Raw genomic sequence first — 17,596 nt, forward strand, 5'->3', positions numbered from 1 at the left:
GAAGGCAAAAAATTTCGCCTAAATAGAATGGTCCAATCAAATTGAGTCGTGTATGGCCCGTTTGCAGTCCCGACAGATCTCCCACCTGCACCAGTACCAGGTGCTGCACACCGTCCGGCTGGCCGGCGCACCCGTCTCGCGTGCCGAGATCGCCGAAGCCACCGGCCTCAGCCAGCCGGCGGTGTCCTCGCTGACGCGCCGGCTGATCGAGACCGGCGCGCTCAAGGAAGCGGGGGCACGGCCGTCCAACGGCATCGGCCGGCGCGAGCGCGAGCTGGAGATCAACGGCGACTTCGCCTGGGTCATCGGCGTCAAGCTCTCGATGGACCACTTCACGATCACCGTCACCGACTTCGCCGGGCGCATGCGCCGCAGCGAGGACGTGGCCTGGAACACGCCGGTGGCCACCGCGGGGCTGCTCGACGCGCTGGCCGCGGCGGTGCAGCGCTGCCTGGAGGCGACGCCGGAGCTGGAGCGCAGCCGCCTGGCCGGCGTCGGGGTGGCGGTGCCGGGCTTCGTCGACTCCATCCACGGCCGCGTGCTGTGGTCGCCGGTGCTCACGCCCGAGAGCACCGGGCCGCATACCCCGGCGCTGGACCAGGCGCTGGCCGCGCGCCTGGGCGTGCCGGTGTTCGTCGAGAACGACGCCAACATGCTGGCGCTGGCCGACCAGTGGTACGGGCGCTCGGGCCATGCCTCGCACGTCGCGGTGGTGACGCTGGAGCACGGGCTCGGCCTGGGCCTGGTGGTCAACGGCGAGCTCTACCGCGGCCACTCGGGGCTGGCGGCCGAACTGGGCCACGTGCAGATCGAGCCCGAGGGGCGCGCCTGCCGCTGCGGCAAGCGCGGCTGCCTGGAGGCCTACGTCGCCCACTACGCGGTGGCCGCGGCCGGCGCCGAGGCCGGGCTGATCCCGCGCTGCGAGCCGGCCAGCGGGGCGCCGGAGCGCGCCTACTTCGAGCTGGCGCAGCTCGCGCATGCCGGCAATGCGCGGGCGCGCGAGATCTTCGAGAAGCAGGGGCGCCTGCTCGGCCAGTGGATCGGCAACGTCGTGAACCTGATGTCACCGCAGCTGGTGATCCTGTGCGGCGGCCCGCCGCTGGCCTCGGACCTGTTCCTGCCCAGCCTGCGCCAAGCCATGGAGCAGGCCATGGCGCTGCCGCATCGCGGCGAGGTGCCGCTGGTGATCGACCACCAGGGCGACGAGATCTGGGCGCGCGGCGCGGCTTCGCTGGTGCTGCAGCGCGTGGACGAATCGGCGGAAATTATCGAGTCGGTGGCGCGCCACGCCTTCGACAGCCTCAACCACGGGAGACGGCCCGCTTTGTGAACCTTGCCGTCGGTCCGTTTGCCGCCGGCACATACCTAGATCGACCAGGAGACAAGCATCATGTGGAACAAGACCCGGGTGGCTGCGGCCCTGCTGGTGGCCGGCCTGAGTGGCGCACTTCATGCGCAGACGGTGGTGGGGGTGAGCTGGTCGAACTTCCAGGAGGAGCGCTGGAAGACCGACGAGAAGGCCGTGAAGGAGGAGCTCGCGCGGCTGGGGGCCACCTATGTCAGCGCCGACGCGGGCGGCTCGCCCGAGAAGCAGCTGGCCGACATCGACGGCCTGATCGCCAAGGGCGCCAAGGCGCTGATCATCCTCGCGATGGACAAGGACGCCATCGTGCCCGCGGTCGCCAAGGCGCGCGCGCGCAAGATCCCGGTGGTCGCGTACGACCGCCTGATCGAGGAGCCGGGGGTGTTCTACATCACCTTCGACAACCGCGAGGTCGGCCGCATGCAGGCGCGCGAGGTGTTCAAGGTGCGCCCCAAGGGCAACTACGTGATGATCAAGGGCTCGCCGACCGACCCGAACGCCGACTTCCTGCGCGCCGGCCAGCAGGACGTGCTGGAAGACGCGATCAAGCGCGGTGACATCCGCATCGTCGGCGAGGAGTACACCGAAGGCTGGAAGCCGGAGGTCGCGCAGAAGAACATGGAGCAGATCCTCACCCGCAACGGCAACAAGGTCGATGCGGTGGTGGCCTCCAACGACGGCACCGCGGGCGGCGTGGTGGCGGCGCTGTCCGCGCGCGGCCTCAAGGGCGTGCCGGTGTCGGGCCAGGACGGCGACCATGCGGCGCTGCGGCGCGTCGCGATGGGCACGCAGACCGTCTCGGTGTGGAAGGACGCGCGCGAGCTGGGCCGCAAGGCTGCCAATGCGGCGGTGGCGCTGGCCGCCGGCAAGCCGGTCGAGGGCGCGACCACCTGGTCCGAGGGCGAGAAGAAGGTGCCGATGCAGGCCATCTTCCTGAAGGCCGTGCCGATCACGCGCGACAACCTGCACGTCGTGGTCGAGGCCGGGCACATCAGCAAGGAAGAGCTGTGCCGCGGGGTCGACAAGGCCACCGGGCCGGCCGTGTGCAAGTGATCATGGCCCCCGGCCGCACCGCGTCGGACGTCGCGCCGGCCGCCGCCGGCGCGGCGCCGGAGGCGCCGTCGCTGCAGATCAGCGTGCAGGACCTGCGCCTGGCCATCATGGCCGGCGTGCTGGTGGTGATGGCGCTGGTGTTCCACTTCGCCACCGACCGCTTCCTCACGCCCGAGAACCTCTACAACATCGCGCAGCAGACGGCGGTGGTCGGCATCGTCTCGACCGCGGTGGCGCTGGTCATCGTCGCGCGCCAGATCGACCTGTCGGTCGGCTCGGTGATGGGCGTGGTGGGCGTGCTGATCGCCTTCATGATGTACACGCACGGCTGGCACTGGACGGCCGCGTCGCTGGCGGGACTGGCGCTCGCGCTGTGCATCGGGCTGTACCAGGGCTGGCTGACGGCCTACGTCGGCGTGCCGTCCTTCGTCGTCACGCTGGGCGGGCTGATGTCGTTCCGCGGCGCGGCCTTCCTGGTCGCCGACGGCAAGACCCAGCCGATCAGCGACCCGGTGTTCCTGATGCTGGGCGGCGGCATCGACGGCGCGCTCGGCCCCACGCTGTCCTGGGTGCTGGGCTTCGCGCTGGCCGCGCTGCTCGTGTGGCGCATCGCCGGGCGCCGGCGCAGCGCGCGCGAGCATGGTTTCCCGCAGCGCCCGCTGTGGTGGGACGTCGCGGTGGGCGGCTTCTTCGTCGCGCTGCTGCTCGGGCTGGTGGCCACGCTCAACGCCTACCGCATCACCGACGACATGCCGGGGCAGGGCGTACCGATCCCGGTGGTGATCTGGGCGGCGGTGGTGATGATCGTGGCCTTCCTGGTGCGCCGCACCCGCTTCGGACGCTACGTCTACGCGATCGGCGGCAACCCGGAAGCGGCGCTGCTGGTGGGCATCCCGGTGCGGCGGGTGATGCTGAAGCTGTTCCTGCTGCTGTCGGTGCTGGTGACGGTGGCGGCCATCGTCTCGGTGGCGCGGCTCAACGCCGGTACCAACTCGCTGGGCACGAACATGGAGCTGTACGTCATTGCCGCGGCGGTGATCGGCGGCGTGGCGCTCAGCGGCGGCAGCGGCAGCGTGCTCGGCTCGGTGCTGGGCGCGCTGATCATCCAGTTCCTCGACAGCGGCCTGCTGCTGATGGACGTCAGCATCGGCAAGCGCATGGTCATCATCGGCCAGGTGCTGATCGCCGCGGTCGTGTTCGACGTGCTGTACCGGCGCTGGAGCGGAGAGCGCGTGGCATGAGCAACAACCCGGTTCCATTGGTGGAGATCCGCGGGGTCTCCAAGGCCTTCGGCGGCGTGCAGGCGGTGGCCGACGTGCACCTCAAGCTCTACCCGGGCGAGGTGGTCGCGGTGCTGGGCCACAACGGCGCGGGCAAGTCCACGCTGATGAAGATGCTCGCCGGCGCCTGCCCGGTCGACAGCGGCGAGATCCGCGTCGACGGCAAGCCGGTGCGCATCGACACGCCGGCGACGTCGCAGGCGCTGGGCATCGAGACCATCCACCAGACCCTGGCGCTGGCCGACAACCTCGACGCGGTGGCCAACCTGTTCCTCGGGCGCGAGTACGTGACGCGCTGGGGCACGCTGGACGAGTACGCGATGGAGGCCAAGGCCCGCGAGGTGTTCCGCCGTCTCAACCCCAACTTCCGCAACATCCGCGTGCCGGTGCGTTCGCTGTCGGGCGGGCAGCGCCAGGTGGTGGCGATCTCGCGCGCGCTGACCTTCAACGCCCGCGTGCTGATCATGGACGAGCCCTGCGCGGCGCTCGGCCCGGAGGAGACTCGCATGGTGCACGACCTGGTGCGCACGCTGAAGGCCTCGGGCGTGGGCATCTTCCTGATCACGCACGACATGCCGGACGTGTTCGCGCTGGCCGACCGGCTGTGCGTGATGAAGAACGGTCGCACCGTCGGCACCTACCGCACCGCCGACGTCAACGAGGACGAGGTGCTGGCCATGATCATCGGCGGCCGGCCGGTGAGCCGGGTCGAGCAGTGCCACGAGGCGATGGTGCCGGCATGAGCACGCAGTCCCTCTCGACCGAGGCGGTGATCGGGCTGGACCTCGGCACCTCGGGGGTCAAGGCGGTGCTGCTGACCGCCGCCGGCGAACTGGTCGCCGAGGCCGGCGCGCCGCTGGAGGTGTCGCGGCCGCAGCCGCTGTGGTCCGAGCAGGCGCCGGCCGACTGGTGGCAGGCGGTCGATGCCGCGCTGCTGCGCCTGCGCGAGTCCGCGGGTCCGCACTGGTCGCAGGTGCGTGCGCTGGCGGTGGCCGGGCAGATGCACGGCGCGGTGCTGCTCGACGCCGCGGGCGAGGTGCTGCGCCCGGCCATCCTGTGGAACGACGGGCGCAGCCAGGCCGAATGCGACGAGCTCGAAGCCCGCGAGCCGGCCACGCGACGCATCACCGCCAACCGCGCGATGGCCGGCTTCACGGCGCCCAAGCTGCTGTGGGTCGCGAAGCACGAGCCGGACGTGTTCGCGCGCACGGCCAAGGTGCTGCTGCCCAAGGACTGGCTGGTCTGGCGACTGTGCGGCCAGATGAGCACCGACACCTCGGATGCGGCCGGCACGCTGTGGCTGGACGTGGCGCGCCGCCAGTGGAGCGAGGCGATGCTCGCTGCCTGCGGCATGCGCGTGCAGCAGATGCCGGCGCTGCACGAGGGCCCGGAGCCGGTCGGCACGCTGCGTGACGAGTGGGCGAGCCGCTGGGAGCTGCCCCGGGGCGTGCAGGTCGCGGCCGGTGCCGGCGACAACGCGGCCGGCGCGATCGGCGTCGGCGTGGTGCGCCCGGGGCAGGCGCTGCTGTCGCTGGGGACCTCGGGCGTGATCTTCACGCCGGTGGCCGAGCCGCTGGCGGCACCCGAGCGGGGCGTGCACACCTTCTGCCATGCGCTGCCCGGGGTGTGGCACCAGATGGCCGTGATGCTCAACGCCGCGAGCGCGCTGGCCTGGTGGAGCCGCATCACCGGCGCCGAGCCGGCCTCGCTGCTGGCCGAGCTGCCCGACGCGCCTGCGCGCGAGGCGGCGCCGCTGTTCCTGCCGTACCTGAGCGGCGAGCGCACGCCGCATGCCGATCCGGGCGCGACCGCGACGTTCCTGGGGCTGACCGCGGCGCACGACCGGCCGGCGATGAGCTACGCGGTGATCGAAGGCGTGGCCCACGTGTTCGCCGACGGCCTGGCGGCGCTGCAGGCCGCGGGCAGCCGGCCCGAGCGGCTGCTCGCGATCGGCGGCGGTGCGCGCTCGCCGGCCTGGCTGCAGCTGATCGCCGACACCCTGCAGCTGCCGGTCGACCAGCCGGCCGGGGCCGAAATGGGACCGGCGCTGGGCGCGGCGCGCCTGGCGCTGCTGGCGCTCGGCCATCCGTTCGAGGCGGTGGTGCAGCCGCCGCGCATCGCGTGCAGCTACACGCCCGATGCGCAGCGCGTGCCGGCCTGCCAGCGCCGCCTGCAACGCTTCCGTGCGGCCTGGGCGCCGTTGCGCGCGCTGTCCTGAGCCGCTTCCCTTCCACCTCACACACCCTCAACGAAAGCCAGCCATGACCTCCGTCTTTTCGGGCTTCGGGCCCATCCGCTACGAGGGGCCCGACAGCCGCAATCCCCTGGCCTACCGCTGGTACGACGCCAAGCGCGTCGTGCTGGGCAAGACGCTCGAAGAACACCTGCGCCCGGCGGTGTGCTACTGGCACAGCTTCTGCTGGCGCGGCGAGGACCCGTTCGCGCTGGCCACGCCGCTGTTCCGCAGGCCCTGGTTCGACGAGCCCGACCCGATGCAGGCCGCACGGCTCAAGATGGATGCGGCGTTCGACCTGTTCACCTGCCTGGGCGTGCCGTTCTGGTGCTTCCACGACCGCGACGTCGCGCCGGAAGGCACGACGCTGCGCGAATCGAACGCTCGGCTGGACCAGATGCTGGAACTGGCCGCACGCAAGATGCAGGACAGCGGCGTGCGCCTGCTGTGGGGCACGGCCAACCTGTTCACGAACCCGCGCTACATGGCCGGTGCCGCCACCAACCCGGACCCCGAGGTGTACGCCTATGCCGCCGCCCAGGTGAAGCACGTGCTCGAATGGACGCACCGGCTGGGCGGCGCCAACTACGTGCTGTGGGGCGGGCGCGAGGGCTACGAGACCCTGCTCAACACCGACCTGAAGCGCGAGCTGGACCATTACGGCCGCTTCCTCGCGGCAGTGGTCGAGCACAAGCACAAGATCGGCTTCAAGGGCACGATCCTGGTCGAGCCCAAGCCGCAGGAGCCGACCAAGCACCAGTACGACTACGACACCGCCACCGTCTACGGCTTCCTGAAGCGCTACGGGCTGGAGGACGAGGTCAAGGTCAACATCGAGGTCAACCACGCGACGCTGGCCGGCCACAGCTTCGAGCACGAGGTGGCCGTGGCCTGCGCGCTGGGCATCTTCGGCTCGATCGACGCCAACCGCGGCGACGAGCAGCTGGGCTGGGACACCGACCAGTTCCCCAACAACCATGTCGCGCTGGTGCCGGCGCTGCTCGAGATCCTGCGCGCCGGCGGCTTCACCACCGGCGGGATGAACTTCGACGCCAAGGTGCGCCGCCAGAGCATCGACCCGCAGGACCTGATCGAGGCGCACATTGGCGGGCTGGACACGCTGGCGCGCGCGCTGCTGTCGGCCGCGGCGCTGTACGAATCGCAGGAACTGTGCGACGCACGCCGCCAGCGCTATGCCGGCTGGGACGGCGAGCTCGGCCGGCGCATCGAGGCCGGTGCCGGCCTCGACGAGCTGGCGGCGCTGGTGCATGCGCAGTCGCTGGATCCGCAGCCGGTCTCGGGTCGGCAGGAGCGGCTGGAAAACCTGGTCAACCGCTACGTCTGATGTCGTCCGAGGTCATCCGGCTGCACCGCCCGCAGGGCCTGGAGGTCGAGCTGTGCACGCTGGGCGCGGCGTGGCTCGGCTGCCATGTCCCGATGCCCGACGGCTCGCGGCGCAACGTGGTGCTCGGCTGCCCGACGCTGGCGCAGCAGGCCGCGCAGCGCGCCTACCTGGGGGCCACGGTCGGCCGTTTCGCCAACCGCATCCGCGAGGCGCGCTACCGGCGCGGCGGGCGCGAGGTGCGGCTGGCGCCCAATGCCGGCTCGCCCCACCAGCTGCACGGCGGCGACGGCGGTTTCCACGCGCGGACGTGGACGCTCGAGGCCTGCGACGACACCTGCGTCGTCATGTCGCTGGTGTCGGCGGACGGGGACCAGGGCTATCCCGGCGAGCTGCAGGTGCGCGTGACCTACGCGCTGGTCGAGCCGATGGCGCTGGAGGTCCGCTTCGAGGCGACCACCACGGCCGAGACCCCGGTGAGCCTCAGCCAGCACGCCTACTTCAACCTGGACGGCGACGCGCTCGACATCCGGCACCACCGGCTGCGCATCGCCGCGCAGCACTACCTGCCGGTCGACCGCGACCTGCTGCCGCTCGGCTGGCTGGCCCCCGTGGCGCACACCAGCTACGACTTCCGCACGCCCAAGCCGATCGGGCAGGACTGGCTCGCCGACGCGGGGCAGGTGGCGGGCCGCGGCTACGACCATGCCTTCCTGCTCGAGCCGCACTGCGCCGCGGCCGCCGAGCCGGCGGTCGAGCTGACCTCTGCGGACGGCGCCCTGTCGATGACGCTGGCGACCAGCCTGCCGGCCCTGCAGTTCTACGGGGGCCAGCTGCTGCGCGACATCCCGTCGCGCCACGGCGGGGTCTACGGCCCCTGCGCCGGCGTCGCGCTCGAGCCGCAGTTCCTGCCCGACAGCCCCAACCACCCGGAATGGCCGCAGCCCTCGTGCTGGCTGCGCCCCGGCGAGGTGTGGCGGCACCTCATCCGCTACCGCTTCGGCGTGCGCTGAGCGCGAGGCCGGCGCAGCAGGGCGCGCCCTGCGGCATCGTCAGTAGTGCATCGTGGCCGGTGCCCGGGCCTCGGCCGGCACGATGCCCGCCAGCGGCGCGCTGCGCAGGCTTTCCATGTCGCGCCGCGGCGGCACGCCGAACAGGCGCTTGTACTCGCGGCTGAACTGCGAGGGGCTCTCGTAGCCGACCCGCGCGGCGGCGGTCGAGGCATCGCGGCCTTCGACCAGCATCAGCCGGCGCGCCTCGTTGAGCCGCAGCCACTTCTGGTACTGCAGCGGGCTCATCGAGGTGAGCTGGCGGAAGTGGAGGTGGAAGCTGGAGACGCTCATCTGCACCCGCGCGGCGAGTTCCTGCACGCGCAGCGGCTCGGCGTAGTGCGCCTTGATCCAGTCGATCGCGCGCGCGACGCGGTGCCCGTGGCTGCCGGCCGAGGCGATGTGGCGCAGCCGCGCCCCCTGGTCGCTCATCAGCAGGCGGTAGATGATCTCGCGCTGCACGAGCGGGGCCATCACCGCGATGTCCTGCGGGGCATCGAGCAGCGACAGCAGGCGGTGGAAGGCGTCCAGCAGGGCCGCGTCGGCGTGGCCGACCTCCAGGCCGCGCCCGCCCGGCTGCTGGGTGCGCTGCTGCACCTGCCGGCTGTCCAGCACCATCTCGGCCACGCTGCGCAGGTCCAGCCCGAGCCGCATGCCCAGGCACGGCCGCTCCGGGCTGGCCTCGACCACCTGGCTGAGCGCCGGCAGGTCCAGCGAGGTGATCACGAACTGGTGCGCGCGGTAGTCGTAGCACTCGTCGCCCAGCAGCACCCGCTTGGCCCCTTGCAGCACCAGCGCGACGCCGGGCTCGTACATGCAGTTGATCGGCCGGGTCGGGGCGTCCTGGCGGAACAGGAACAGCCCGGGAATGTCCGTTGCGACCACCTCGCGGTCCAGGGTGTGCCGCATCGCCAGCCGCACCAGCGAGGCCTGCAGGTCCCGCACGCGTTCGGTCCCCGGGGGTGTCAAGTTCGCGATCCGTGTGTCCAAAGCGCGACTCCCTGTGTGTGGCTGCAACGGTAAACCAGCGGCAAAGCCATCGTCCAGCGCCGCGGAGGATCAGGCAAGAAATCGAGAGGACTGGTCTACCCGGGGTCCACGGCGCGCGGGAAGAATCTGCAGTCACCGGCTGCCGTAGACCGCCGGGCCTGCACACCATGGAAGGAGTGTCCCGCGATGATCAGCCTGAACGTCAATGGCCACACGCACCGCGTGGAGGCCGACCCCGACACCCCGCTGCTGTGGGTGTTGCGCGACCACCTGCACCTGACCGGCACCAAGTACGGTTGCGGCATGGCGATGTGCGGTGCCTGCACCGTGCACCTGGATGGCCAGGCGGTGCGCTCGTGCAGCCTGCCCGTTTCCGCCGCCGCGGGGCGGCGCATCACCACCATCGAAGGTGTGGCCTCGGCGCGCGTCGGCCAGGCGGTGCAGGACGCCTGGCGCCGGCTGGACGTGGTGCAGTGCGGCTACTGCCAGTCCGGCCAGATCATGAGCGCGGTGGCGCTGCTGGAAAGCAATCCGCGCCCCAGCGACGCCGACATCGACGCGGCGATGGGCGGCAACCTGTGCCGCTGCGCGACCTACCTGCGCATCCGCGCAGCCATCCACGAGGCCGCCCGCGCGCTGGCCTGAGGGGAGACCGCCATGAGCACGACCACACTCGAGAACCCCGCGCGCCGGCGCGTGCTGCAAGCCGGCGCCGGGCTGACGCTGGCGCTGTACCTGCCGGTGCACGCGGCCCGGGCGGCCGCCGGGGGGCAGGAGGCCGCCACGCCCTTCGTGCCGAACGCCTTCCTGCGCATCGGCGAGGACAACCGCGTCACCGTGATCGCCAAGCACCTGGAAATGGGGCAGGGCAGCTACACCGGGCTGGCCACCATCGTCGCCGAGGAGCTGGACGCCGCCTGGTCGCAGGTGCAGGTCGAAGGCGCACCCGCCGATGCGCGGCGCTACAACAACCTCGGCTGGGGGCCGGTGCAGGGCACCGGCGGCAGCACCGCGATCGCCAATTCGTGGCAGCAGCTGCGCGAGGCGGGCGCCACCGCGCGCGCGATGCTGGTCGCCGCCGCAGCGGCGCAATGGGGCGTGCCGGCTGGCGAGGTCACCGTCTCGGAAGGCGAGGTGATCCACGCCGCCTCGGGTCGCAAGGCCAGCTTCGGGCAGCTGGCACGTGCCGCGGCGCAGCAGCCGGTGCCGCAGCAGGTGCAGCTGAAGGACCCCAAGGACTTCAGGCTGATCGGCAAGCGCGTGCCGCGCGTCGACGGCGCGGGCAAGACCGACGGCTCGGCCCGCTTCACGCAGGACGTGCAGCTGCCCGGCATGCTGGTCGCGGTGGTTGCCCACCCGCCGCGCTTCGGCGCGACGCTCAAGTCGGTGGACGACCGCAAGGCCCGCGCGGTGCGGGGCGTGGTCGACGTGGTGCGCATCCCGAGCGGGGTGGCGGTGTTGGCGCGCGACACCTGGAGCGCGAAGAAGGGCCGCGACGCACTGGAGATCGAATGGGATGACAGCCGGGCGTTCCGGCTCGGCTCCGCGGAGATCCTCGCGCGCTACCGCGAGCTGGCCGCCACGCCCGGCGTGGTGGCGCGCCGCGAGGGCGACCCGGACCGTGCGCTGGCGAACGCGGCGCGCACGCTGGAGGCGGCCTACGACTTCCCGTACCTGGCGCATGCCGCGATGGAACCGATGAACTGCGTGATCCGGCTGGATGCCGATGGCTGCGAGGTCTGGAACGGCGAGCAGTTCCAGACCGTCGACCAGGCGGCCGTGGCCCAGGTGCTGGGCCTCAGGCCCGAGCAGGTGCGGCTGCACATGCTGTACGCCGGCGGCAGCTTCGGGCGGCGTGCCAGCAAGACGTCCGACTACCTGGTGGAGGCCGCGCACATCGTCAAGGCGATCGGCGGTCGTGCGCCGGTCAAGCTGGTCTGGCTGCGCGAGGACGACATGCGCGCCGGCTACTACCGGCCGGCCTTCCACCACCGGCTGTGGGCCGGGCTGGACGCCCGGGGGCGCCTGGTCGGCTGGCGGCACCGGCTGGTCGGCCAGTCGATCCTCGCCGGCTCGCCGTTCGAGCCGATGATGGTCAAGGACGGCATCGACCCGGTCTCGGTCGAGGGGGCGGCCAACCTGCCTTACGCGATCCCGAACCTGGTGGTGGACCTGCATTCCCCGCAGGACATCGGGGTGCCGGTGCTGTGGTGGCGCTCGGTCGGCTCCACGCATACCGCGTTCTCGACCGAATGCTTCATCGACGAGCTGGCGCAGGCGGCGGGCCAGGACCCGGTGGCCTGGCGGCTGGCGCTGCTGGCGCAGCACTCGCGCCATGCCGGCGTGTTGCGGCTGGCGGCCGAGCGCGCCGGCTGGGGGCGGCCGCTGGCACCCGGGGCGGCGGGCGAGCGGCGTGGCCGCGGCGTGGCGGTGCACGAGTCGTTCCACAGCTACGTCGCGCAGGTGGCCGAGGTCACGGTGCGCGAGGATGGCAGCTACCGGGTCGACCGGGTGGTCTGCGCGGTCGACTGCGGCATCGCGGTCAACCCGGACGTGATCCGCGCCCAGGTCGAGGGTTCCATCGGCTTCGCGCTGTCGACCGTGCTCCACGGCGAGATCACGCTGCGCGATGGCGAGGTGCAGCAGTCGAACTTCCACGACTACCTGGTCGCGCGCATCACCGACATGCCGCAGGTGGAAGTGCACATCGTGCCCTCGGCCGCCAACCCGACCGGCATCGGCGAGCCGGCCGTGCCGCCGTTGGCCCCGGCGGTGGCCAACGCGCTGGCCGCGGCCACCGGACGGCGCCTGCGCCAGCTGCCGATCCGCCCCGAGCTGCTCAGGGTCTGAACGCGGCGCCGGTGCGGGCTCTAGAATCGCCCGCCATGTCCCTGTTCGTCCTTCTGGCCCTGCCATTTCTCGGCAGCCTCGTCGCTGCGCTCCTGCCGACCACCGCGCGCAACCTCGAATCGCTGTGGGCGGCGGGCATCGCCGCCGCGATCGCGGTCCCGGTCGCCCTGGCGTTCCCGGAGGTGCGTGACGGCGTCGTCCTGACCGAGCGGCTCGCGTGGATGCCCAGCCTCGGCATCGACCTGGTGCTGCGGCTGGACGGGTTCGCGTGGATGTTCGCGATGCTGGTCAGCGGCATGGGGCTGCTGGTCATCATCTACGCACGCTATTACCTTTCGCCCGACGACCCGGCGGCGCGCTTCTACTCGCTGCTGCTCGGCTTCATGGGCGCGATGTTCGGCGTCGTGACCGCCGGCAACCTGATCCAGCTGGTGGTGTTCTGGGAGCTGACCAGCGTGTTCTCCTTCCTGCTGATCGGCTACTGGACGCACCGCAAGGACGCCCGGCGCGGGGCGCGCATGGCCTTCACGGTCACGGCCACCGGCGGGCTGGCGCTGCTGGCCGGCATGCTGCTGCTCGGGCACATGGTCGGCAGCTTCGAGCTGGAGGCCGTGCTGCAGTCGCGCGAGCGCATCGTCGGCCACGCGCTGTACCCGGTGATGCTGGTGCTGGTGCTGCTGGGGGCGCTGACCAAGAGCGCGCAGTTCCCGTTCCAGTTCTGGCTGCCGCACGCGATGACCGCGCCGACCCCGGCGTCGGCCTACCTGCACTCGGCCACCATGGTGAAGGCCGGCGTGTTCCTGATGGCCCGGCTGTGGCCGGTGCTGGCCGACACCGACCTGTGGTTCTGGATCGTCGGCGGGGCCGGGGCGATCACGCTGCTGCTGGGCGCCTACGCGGCGATGTTCCAGCATGACCTCAAGGGCCTGCTGGCCTACTCGACGATCAGCCACCTGGGCCTGGTCACGCTACTGCTGGGCATGAACAGCCCGCTGGCGGCGGTGGCGGCGGTGTTCCACATGATGAACCACGCGACCTTCAAGGCCTCGCTGTTCATGTCGGTGGGCATCATCGACCACGAGACCGGCACGCGCGACATGCGGCGGCTCAACGGGCTGTACCGCCACATGCCGATGACCGCCAACCTGGCCATCGTCGCCTGCGCCGCGATGGCGGGGGTGCCGCTGCTCAACGGGTTCCTCTCGAAGGAGATGTTCTTCGCCGAGACCGTGTTCGTGAGCGCCAGCCCCGCGGTCGAGTACGGGCTGCCGGCCATCGCGACCATCGCCGGCCTGTTCGCGGTGGTCTACTCGCTGCGCTTCGGCCACGACGTGTTCTTCGACAAGGCGCCGCTGGAGACGCCGCGCAAGCCGCACGAGCCGGTGCACTGGATGCGCGTGCCGATCGAGCTGCTGGTGCTGGCCTGCCTGGTGGTGGGCATCTTCCCCGAGTGGTCCATCGGCCCGATGCTGGCCACGGCCGCGGGCCCGGTGGTCGGCGGCGAACTGCCCGAGTACAGCCTGGCGATCTGGCACGGCTTCAACACGCCGCTGGCGATGAGCCTGGTCGCGATGCTGGGCGGCATCGCCGTCTACATGTTGTTCGGCCACCGGCTGAAATACCGCGCGCGCCGCGGCACGCCGGTGATCCGCCTGTTCGACGGGCGCCGCATCTTCGAGGCCGCGCTGACGCTCTGCACCGCGTTCGCCCGCCTGATGCTGCGCTGGTTCGGCACGCGGCGCCTGCAGGCGCAGATGCTGTGCCTGGTGGTGATCGCCGGGCTGGCGGGGCTGGCCTCGGCGCTGATCGTGCCGCTGGCCTGGGGCGACCGGGCCCGGGTGCCGGTCACGCCCGAGTTCGTCGTGCTGTGGGTGCTGGGCGGCGTCTGCGCGATCGGTGCGGCGTGGCAGGCCAAGTTCCACCGGCTGGCCGCGCTGACCATGCTGAGCGTGGTCGGCCTGGTGCTGTGCATCACCTTCGCGTGGTTCTCGGCGCCGGACCTGGCGTTGACCCAGCTGGCCGTCGAGGTGGTGACCATGGTGCTGTTCCTGCTCGGCCTGCGCTGGCTGCCCAAGCGCGTCGAGCAGGACGCGCCGGCGGTCGCGCTGCGCGCCTGGTGGCGCCGCCGGCGCGACCTGCTGCTGGCCGTGGCGATCGGCGTGGGGCTGGCCGCGCTGTCGTACGCGCTGCTGACGCGCAACGCCCCGCAGTCGATCTCGCCGTTCTTCATCGAGCACGCCCTGCCGCAGGGCGGTGGCACCAACATCGTCAACGTGATGCTGGTCGACTTCCGGGCCTTCGACACGCTGGGCGAGATCACCGTGCTCGGCGTGGTCGGCGTCACCGTCTACGCGCTGCTGCGGCGTTTCCGGCCGCCGCGCGAGGTGATCGACCGCCCGGCCCAGCAGCACGTGGTGCCCGAGGGCGTGTGGAGTGACCTGATGAGCCGCGAGGGCGAGAACCAGGTGCAGCGCTTCCTGGAGGTGCCGGCGGTGCTGGTGCGCCTGCTGCTGCCGCTGGCCGGCGTGTTCGCCTTCCACCTGTTCATGCGCGGCCACAACGAGCCGGGCGGCGGCTTCGTCGCCGGGCTGGTGGTCGCGATCGCGTTCATCGCGCAGTACATGGTCAGCGGCACGCGCTGGGTCGAGACGCGCATGCACCTCCTGCCGCCGAAGTGGATCGCCGTGGGCCTGATGATCGCGCTGCTCACCGGTGCGGGGGCCATGGCGGTGGGCCATCCCTTCCTGACCACGCACACCGCGCACGTCGAGCTGCCGCTGGTCGGCGAGGTGCACCTGCCCAGCGCCGCGCTGTTCGACCTCGGGGTGTTCTCGGTGGTGGTCGGGTCGACCCTGCTGCTGCTGACCGCCATCGCGCACCAGTCGCTGCGCGCGCGCCGCCGTCCGGCGGACGAGCATCAACATGGAGAGCATTGAATGGAAGTGGTGGTGTCCATCGCCATCGGCGTGATGGCCGGAGCCGGGATCTACCTGGTGCTGCGTCCGCGGACGTTCCAGGTGCTGATCGGGCTGTCGCTGCTGTCCTACGCGGTGAACCTGTTCATCTTCAGCGTCGGCAGCCTCTCGATCGGCAAGGAGCCGATCTACAAGCCCGGCCTGCCGACCGACCTGGCCCACTATGCCGACCCGCTGCCGCAGTCGCTGGTGCTCACGGCCATCGTGATCGGCTTCGCGACCACCGCGCTGTTCCTCGTGGTGCTGCTGGCGCTGCGCGGCCTGTCGGGCAGCGACCATGTCGACGGCCGGGAGGAGCGTGCATGACGCCGGACCACCTGGTCGTCGCCCCCATCCTGCTCGCGCTCGGCACCGCGGCGCTGATGCTGCTGCTCGGCGAAGGTCGCCGGGAACTCAAGTCGGTGCTCAACGTCGTCTCCACGGCCACCGGCCTGGGGCTGGCGATCGCGCTGCTGCGCGCGGTCGACGCCAGCGACGCGCCGGCCGCGTTCAGCGTCTACCTGCCCGGCAACTGGCCGGTGCCGTTCGGCATCGTGCTGCTGGCCGACCGGCTCTCGGCCATGATGCTGGTGCTGGCCGCCAGCCTGGGGCTGGCCTCGCTGCTGTACGCGCTGGCGCGCTGGCAGCACGCCGGGGTGTACTTCCATCTGCTGTTCCAGCTGCAGCTGATGGGCCTGTACGGGGCCTTCCTGACCGCCGACCTGTTCAACCTGTTCGTGTTCTTCGAGGTGCTGCTGGCGGCCAGCTACGGCCTGCTGCTGCACGGCGGCGGGCTGGCACGCGTGCGCGCGGGGCTGCACTACATCTCGGTCAACCTGTTCGCCTCGGTGCTGTTCCTGATCGGCGTGGCCATCCTCTACGGCGTGACCGGCACGCTCAACATGGCCGACATCGCCCAGAAGCTGCCCGACGTGCCGGTCAGCGACCGCGGCCTGCTGCATGCCGGGGCGGCGATCCTCGCGATTGCCTTCCTTGCCAAGGCGGCGGTGTGGCCGCTCAACTTCTGGCTGCCACCGGCCTACGCCTCGGCCAGCGCGCCGGCGGCCGCCTTGTTCGCCATCCTCACCAAGGTCGGCGTCTACGCGATCCTGCGGCTGTGGACGCTGTGCTTCCCGGCCACCGCCGGCGCCTCGGCACACTTCGGCAGCGACGTGCTCGTGTGGGGCGGCATGGCGACGATGATGTTCGGCGCCTTCGGGATGCTGGCCTCGCAGCAGGTGGCCCGGCTGGCCGGCTTCAGCGTGATCACCTCGTCGGGCACGCTGATCGCGGCGATCGGCTTCGATGCCGAGGCGCTCAGCGCCGGCGCGTTGTTCTACCTGGCCAGCTCGACGCTGGCCGGCGGGGCGATCTTCCTGCTGGTCGAGCTGATGGAGCGCGCCCGCGACGTCGAGATGGGCCCCGAGGAGATCGACGACGGCAAGGATGCGCTGCCCGCGTTCATCGACGGCGAGCCGTTGCCCGGCACCAACCTGGACGACGACGAGGAGGCGCTGATCGGCCGCGCGATCCCCGCCGCGGTGGCCTTCCTGGGCGTGTCCTTCGCGATGTGCGCGATGATCATCGCGGGGCTGCCGCCGATGTCCGGCTTCGTCGGCAAGGTCGCGATGCTGTCGGCGCTGCTGGAGCTGGAAGGCACGGCCGCGTGGAGCATGTTCGTGGTGCTGATCGTCTCCGGGCTGCTCGCCGCCACCGGACTGGTGCGCGTGGGCATCCGCCATTTCTGGACCTCGCAGGACCGGCCGGCGCCGCGGCTGCGGGTCGTCGAATGCCTGCCCATCGCCGGCCTGCTGGTGGCGGCTGCGGTGATGGTGTTCCAGGCCGAGGCGGTGCTCGGCTACGGCCGCACCACGGCCCGCGGCCTGCATGAGCCGACGCTGTACATCGAGGCCGTGACGGGCACGAAACCCGTCGAACCCATGACGAAAGGCACGCCGTGAGAAAGAAGCTGCTGCCCTCGCCGGGCCTGTCGTTCGGCATCTTCTGCGGCTGGCTGCTGCTGGCGCGCAGCCAGAGTGCCGGCCACATCGTGCTGGCCGCGCTGCTGGCGGTCGTGATGCCGTTGCTGATGTCGCCGCTGCGCCCCACGCCGGGCTCGATGCGCCACCTCGGGGTGCTGGTGCGTCTGATCCTGCGCGTCGGCGGCGAGGTGGTGCGCTCGGCAATCGACGTCGGGCAGGGCGTGCTCCAGTCGCGCCGGCAACCGCCGCGCGGCCGCTTCGTCGTGATCCCGCTGGAGCTGCGCGACGAGCATGCGCTGGCGGCGCTGGCGATGATCTCGGCGGTCATCCCGGGCACCGTGTGGTCCGAGCTGGCGCCCGACCGCAGCGCCTTGCTGATGCACGTGTTCGACCTGGACGACGAGGTGGAGTTCGTGCGCACCTTCAAGGCGCGCTTCGAGCATCCCCTGAAGGAGATCTTCGAATGAGCGAGATGCTGTCCATCGTCATCACGATCACGC

Annotated in this window: 14 protein-coding genes; 13 read left to right on the forward strand and 1 reads right to left on the reverse strand. The window is 71.5% G+C overall.

Annotated elements, in window-relative coordinates; all coding sequences use genetic code 11:
• Positions 1–52: 52 nt before the first annotated feature.
• Genes IS481_RS06490 through IS481_RS06520 form a run of 7 tightly spaced genes read left to right on the forward strand, consistent with a single transcriptional unit; the run spans position 53 to position 8,284 of the window.
• A complete protein-coding gene (locus tag IS481_RS06490; RefSeq protein WP_104357971.1) occupies positions 53–1,330 on the forward strand; it encodes an ROK family transcriptional regulator in 1,278 nt (425 codons plus the stop codon).
• A gap of 60 nt (positions 1,331–1,390) precedes the next feature.
• Positions 1,391–2,416, forward strand: a complete 1,026-nt coding sequence (gene xylF / locus IS481_RS06495) for a D-xylose ABC transporter substrate-binding protein (RefSeq protein ID WP_104357972.1) — start codon at positions 1,391–1,393, stop codon at positions 2,414–2,416.
• Positions 2,417–2,418: 2 nt separating this feature from the next.
• Positions 2,419–3,657, forward strand: a complete 1,239-nt coding sequence (locus tag IS481_RS06500; RefSeq protein ID WP_104357973.1) for a sugar ABC transporter permease — start codon at positions 2,419–2,421, stop codon at positions 3,655–3,657.
• Positions 3,654–4,439 (forward strand): ATP-binding cassette domain-containing protein, encoded by a 786-nt coding sequence (locus tag IS481_RS06505; protein WP_104357974.1) that lies wholly within the window; start codon positions 3,654–3,656, stop codon positions 4,437–4,439. Before IS481_RS06500 ends, IS481_RS06505 begins: the two co-directional genes overlap by 4 nt.
• On the forward strand, positions 4,436–5,914 hold the full coding sequence (gene xylB, locus IS481_RS06510; RefSeq protein WP_104357975.1) for a xylulokinase: 1,479 nt from the start codon (positions 4,436–4,438) through the stop codon (positions 5,912–5,914). The genes IS481_RS06505 and xylB overlap by 4 nt, the downstream gene beginning before the upstream one ends.
• Before the next feature lie 43 nt (positions 5,915–5,957).
• Complete coding sequence (gene xylA, locus IS481_RS06515; RefSeq protein WP_104357976.1) at positions 5,958–7,274, forward strand: xylose isomerase; 1,317 nt, start codon at positions 5,958–5,960, stop codon at positions 7,272–7,274.
• A complete protein-coding gene (locus IS481_RS06520; protein WP_104357977.1) occupies positions 7,274–8,284 on the forward strand; it encodes a galactose-1-epimerase in 1,011 nt (336 codons plus the stop codon). Before xylA ends, IS481_RS06520 begins: the two co-directional genes overlap by 1 nt.
• Positions 8,285–8,323: 39 nt before the next feature.
• Here the strand turns inward: IS481_RS06520 and IS481_RS06525 are convergent, their stop codons facing one another.
• Positions 8,324–9,265 carry an AraC family transcriptional regulator gene (locus IS481_RS06525; protein WP_232529479.1) on the reverse strand — a complete coding sequence of 314 codons (942 nt, stop codon included), beginning with the start codon at positions 9,263–9,265 and terminating at the stop codon, positions 8,324–8,326.
• Between the two features lie 231 nt (positions 9,266–9,496).
• On the opposite strand from IS481_RS06525, the gene IS481_RS06530 reads away from it, so the two are divergent.
• The 6 genes from IS481_RS06530 to IS481_RS06555 are packed head-to-tail and all read left to right on the forward strand — an operon-like array spanning position 9,497 to position 17,563.
• Positions 9,497–9,955: a (2Fe-2S)-binding protein gene (locus tag IS481_RS06530; protein WP_104357978.1), complete on the forward strand. Its 459-nt coding sequence runs from the start codon at positions 9,497–9,499 to the stop codon at positions 9,953–9,955.
• A gap of 12 nt (positions 9,956–9,967) precedes the next feature.
• Positions 9,968–12,160, forward strand: a complete 2,193-nt coding sequence (locus IS481_RS06535) for a xanthine dehydrogenase family protein molybdopterin-binding subunit (RefSeq protein ID WP_104357979.1) — start codon at positions 9,968–9,970, stop codon at positions 12,158–12,160.
• 35 nt (positions 12,161–12,195) lie between these two features.
• A complete protein-coding gene (locus tag IS481_RS06540; protein WP_104357980.1) occupies positions 12,196–15,096 on the forward strand; it encodes a monovalent cation/H+ antiporter subunit A in 2,901 nt (966 codons plus the stop codon).
• Positions 15,097–15,441 (forward strand): Na+/H+ antiporter subunit C, encoded by a 345-nt coding sequence (locus IS481_RS06545; protein WP_104357981.1) that lies wholly within the window; start codon positions 15,097–15,099, stop codon positions 15,439–15,441. It begins immediately after the preceding gene.
• A complete protein-coding gene (locus tag IS481_RS06550) occupies positions 15,438–17,075 on the forward strand; it encodes a monovalent cation/H+ antiporter subunit D (RefSeq protein ID WP_104357982.1) in 1,638 nt (545 codons plus the stop codon). Before IS481_RS06545 ends, IS481_RS06550 begins: the two co-directional genes overlap by 4 nt.
• Complete coding sequence (locus IS481_RS06555) at positions 17,072–17,563, forward strand: Na+/H+ antiporter subunit E (protein ID WP_104357983.1); 492 nt, start codon at positions 17,072–17,074, stop codon at positions 17,561–17,563. The genes IS481_RS06550 and IS481_RS06555 overlap by 4 nt, the downstream gene beginning before the upstream one ends.
• Positions 17,564–17,596: the final 33 nt, after the last annotated feature.

The sequence above is a fragment of the Caldimonas thermodepolymerans genome, assembly GCF_015476235.1.
GTDB classification, from domain to species: Bacteria; Pseudomonadota; Gammaproteobacteria; order Burkholderiales; family Burkholderiaceae_C; genus Caldimonas; species Caldimonas thermodepolymerans.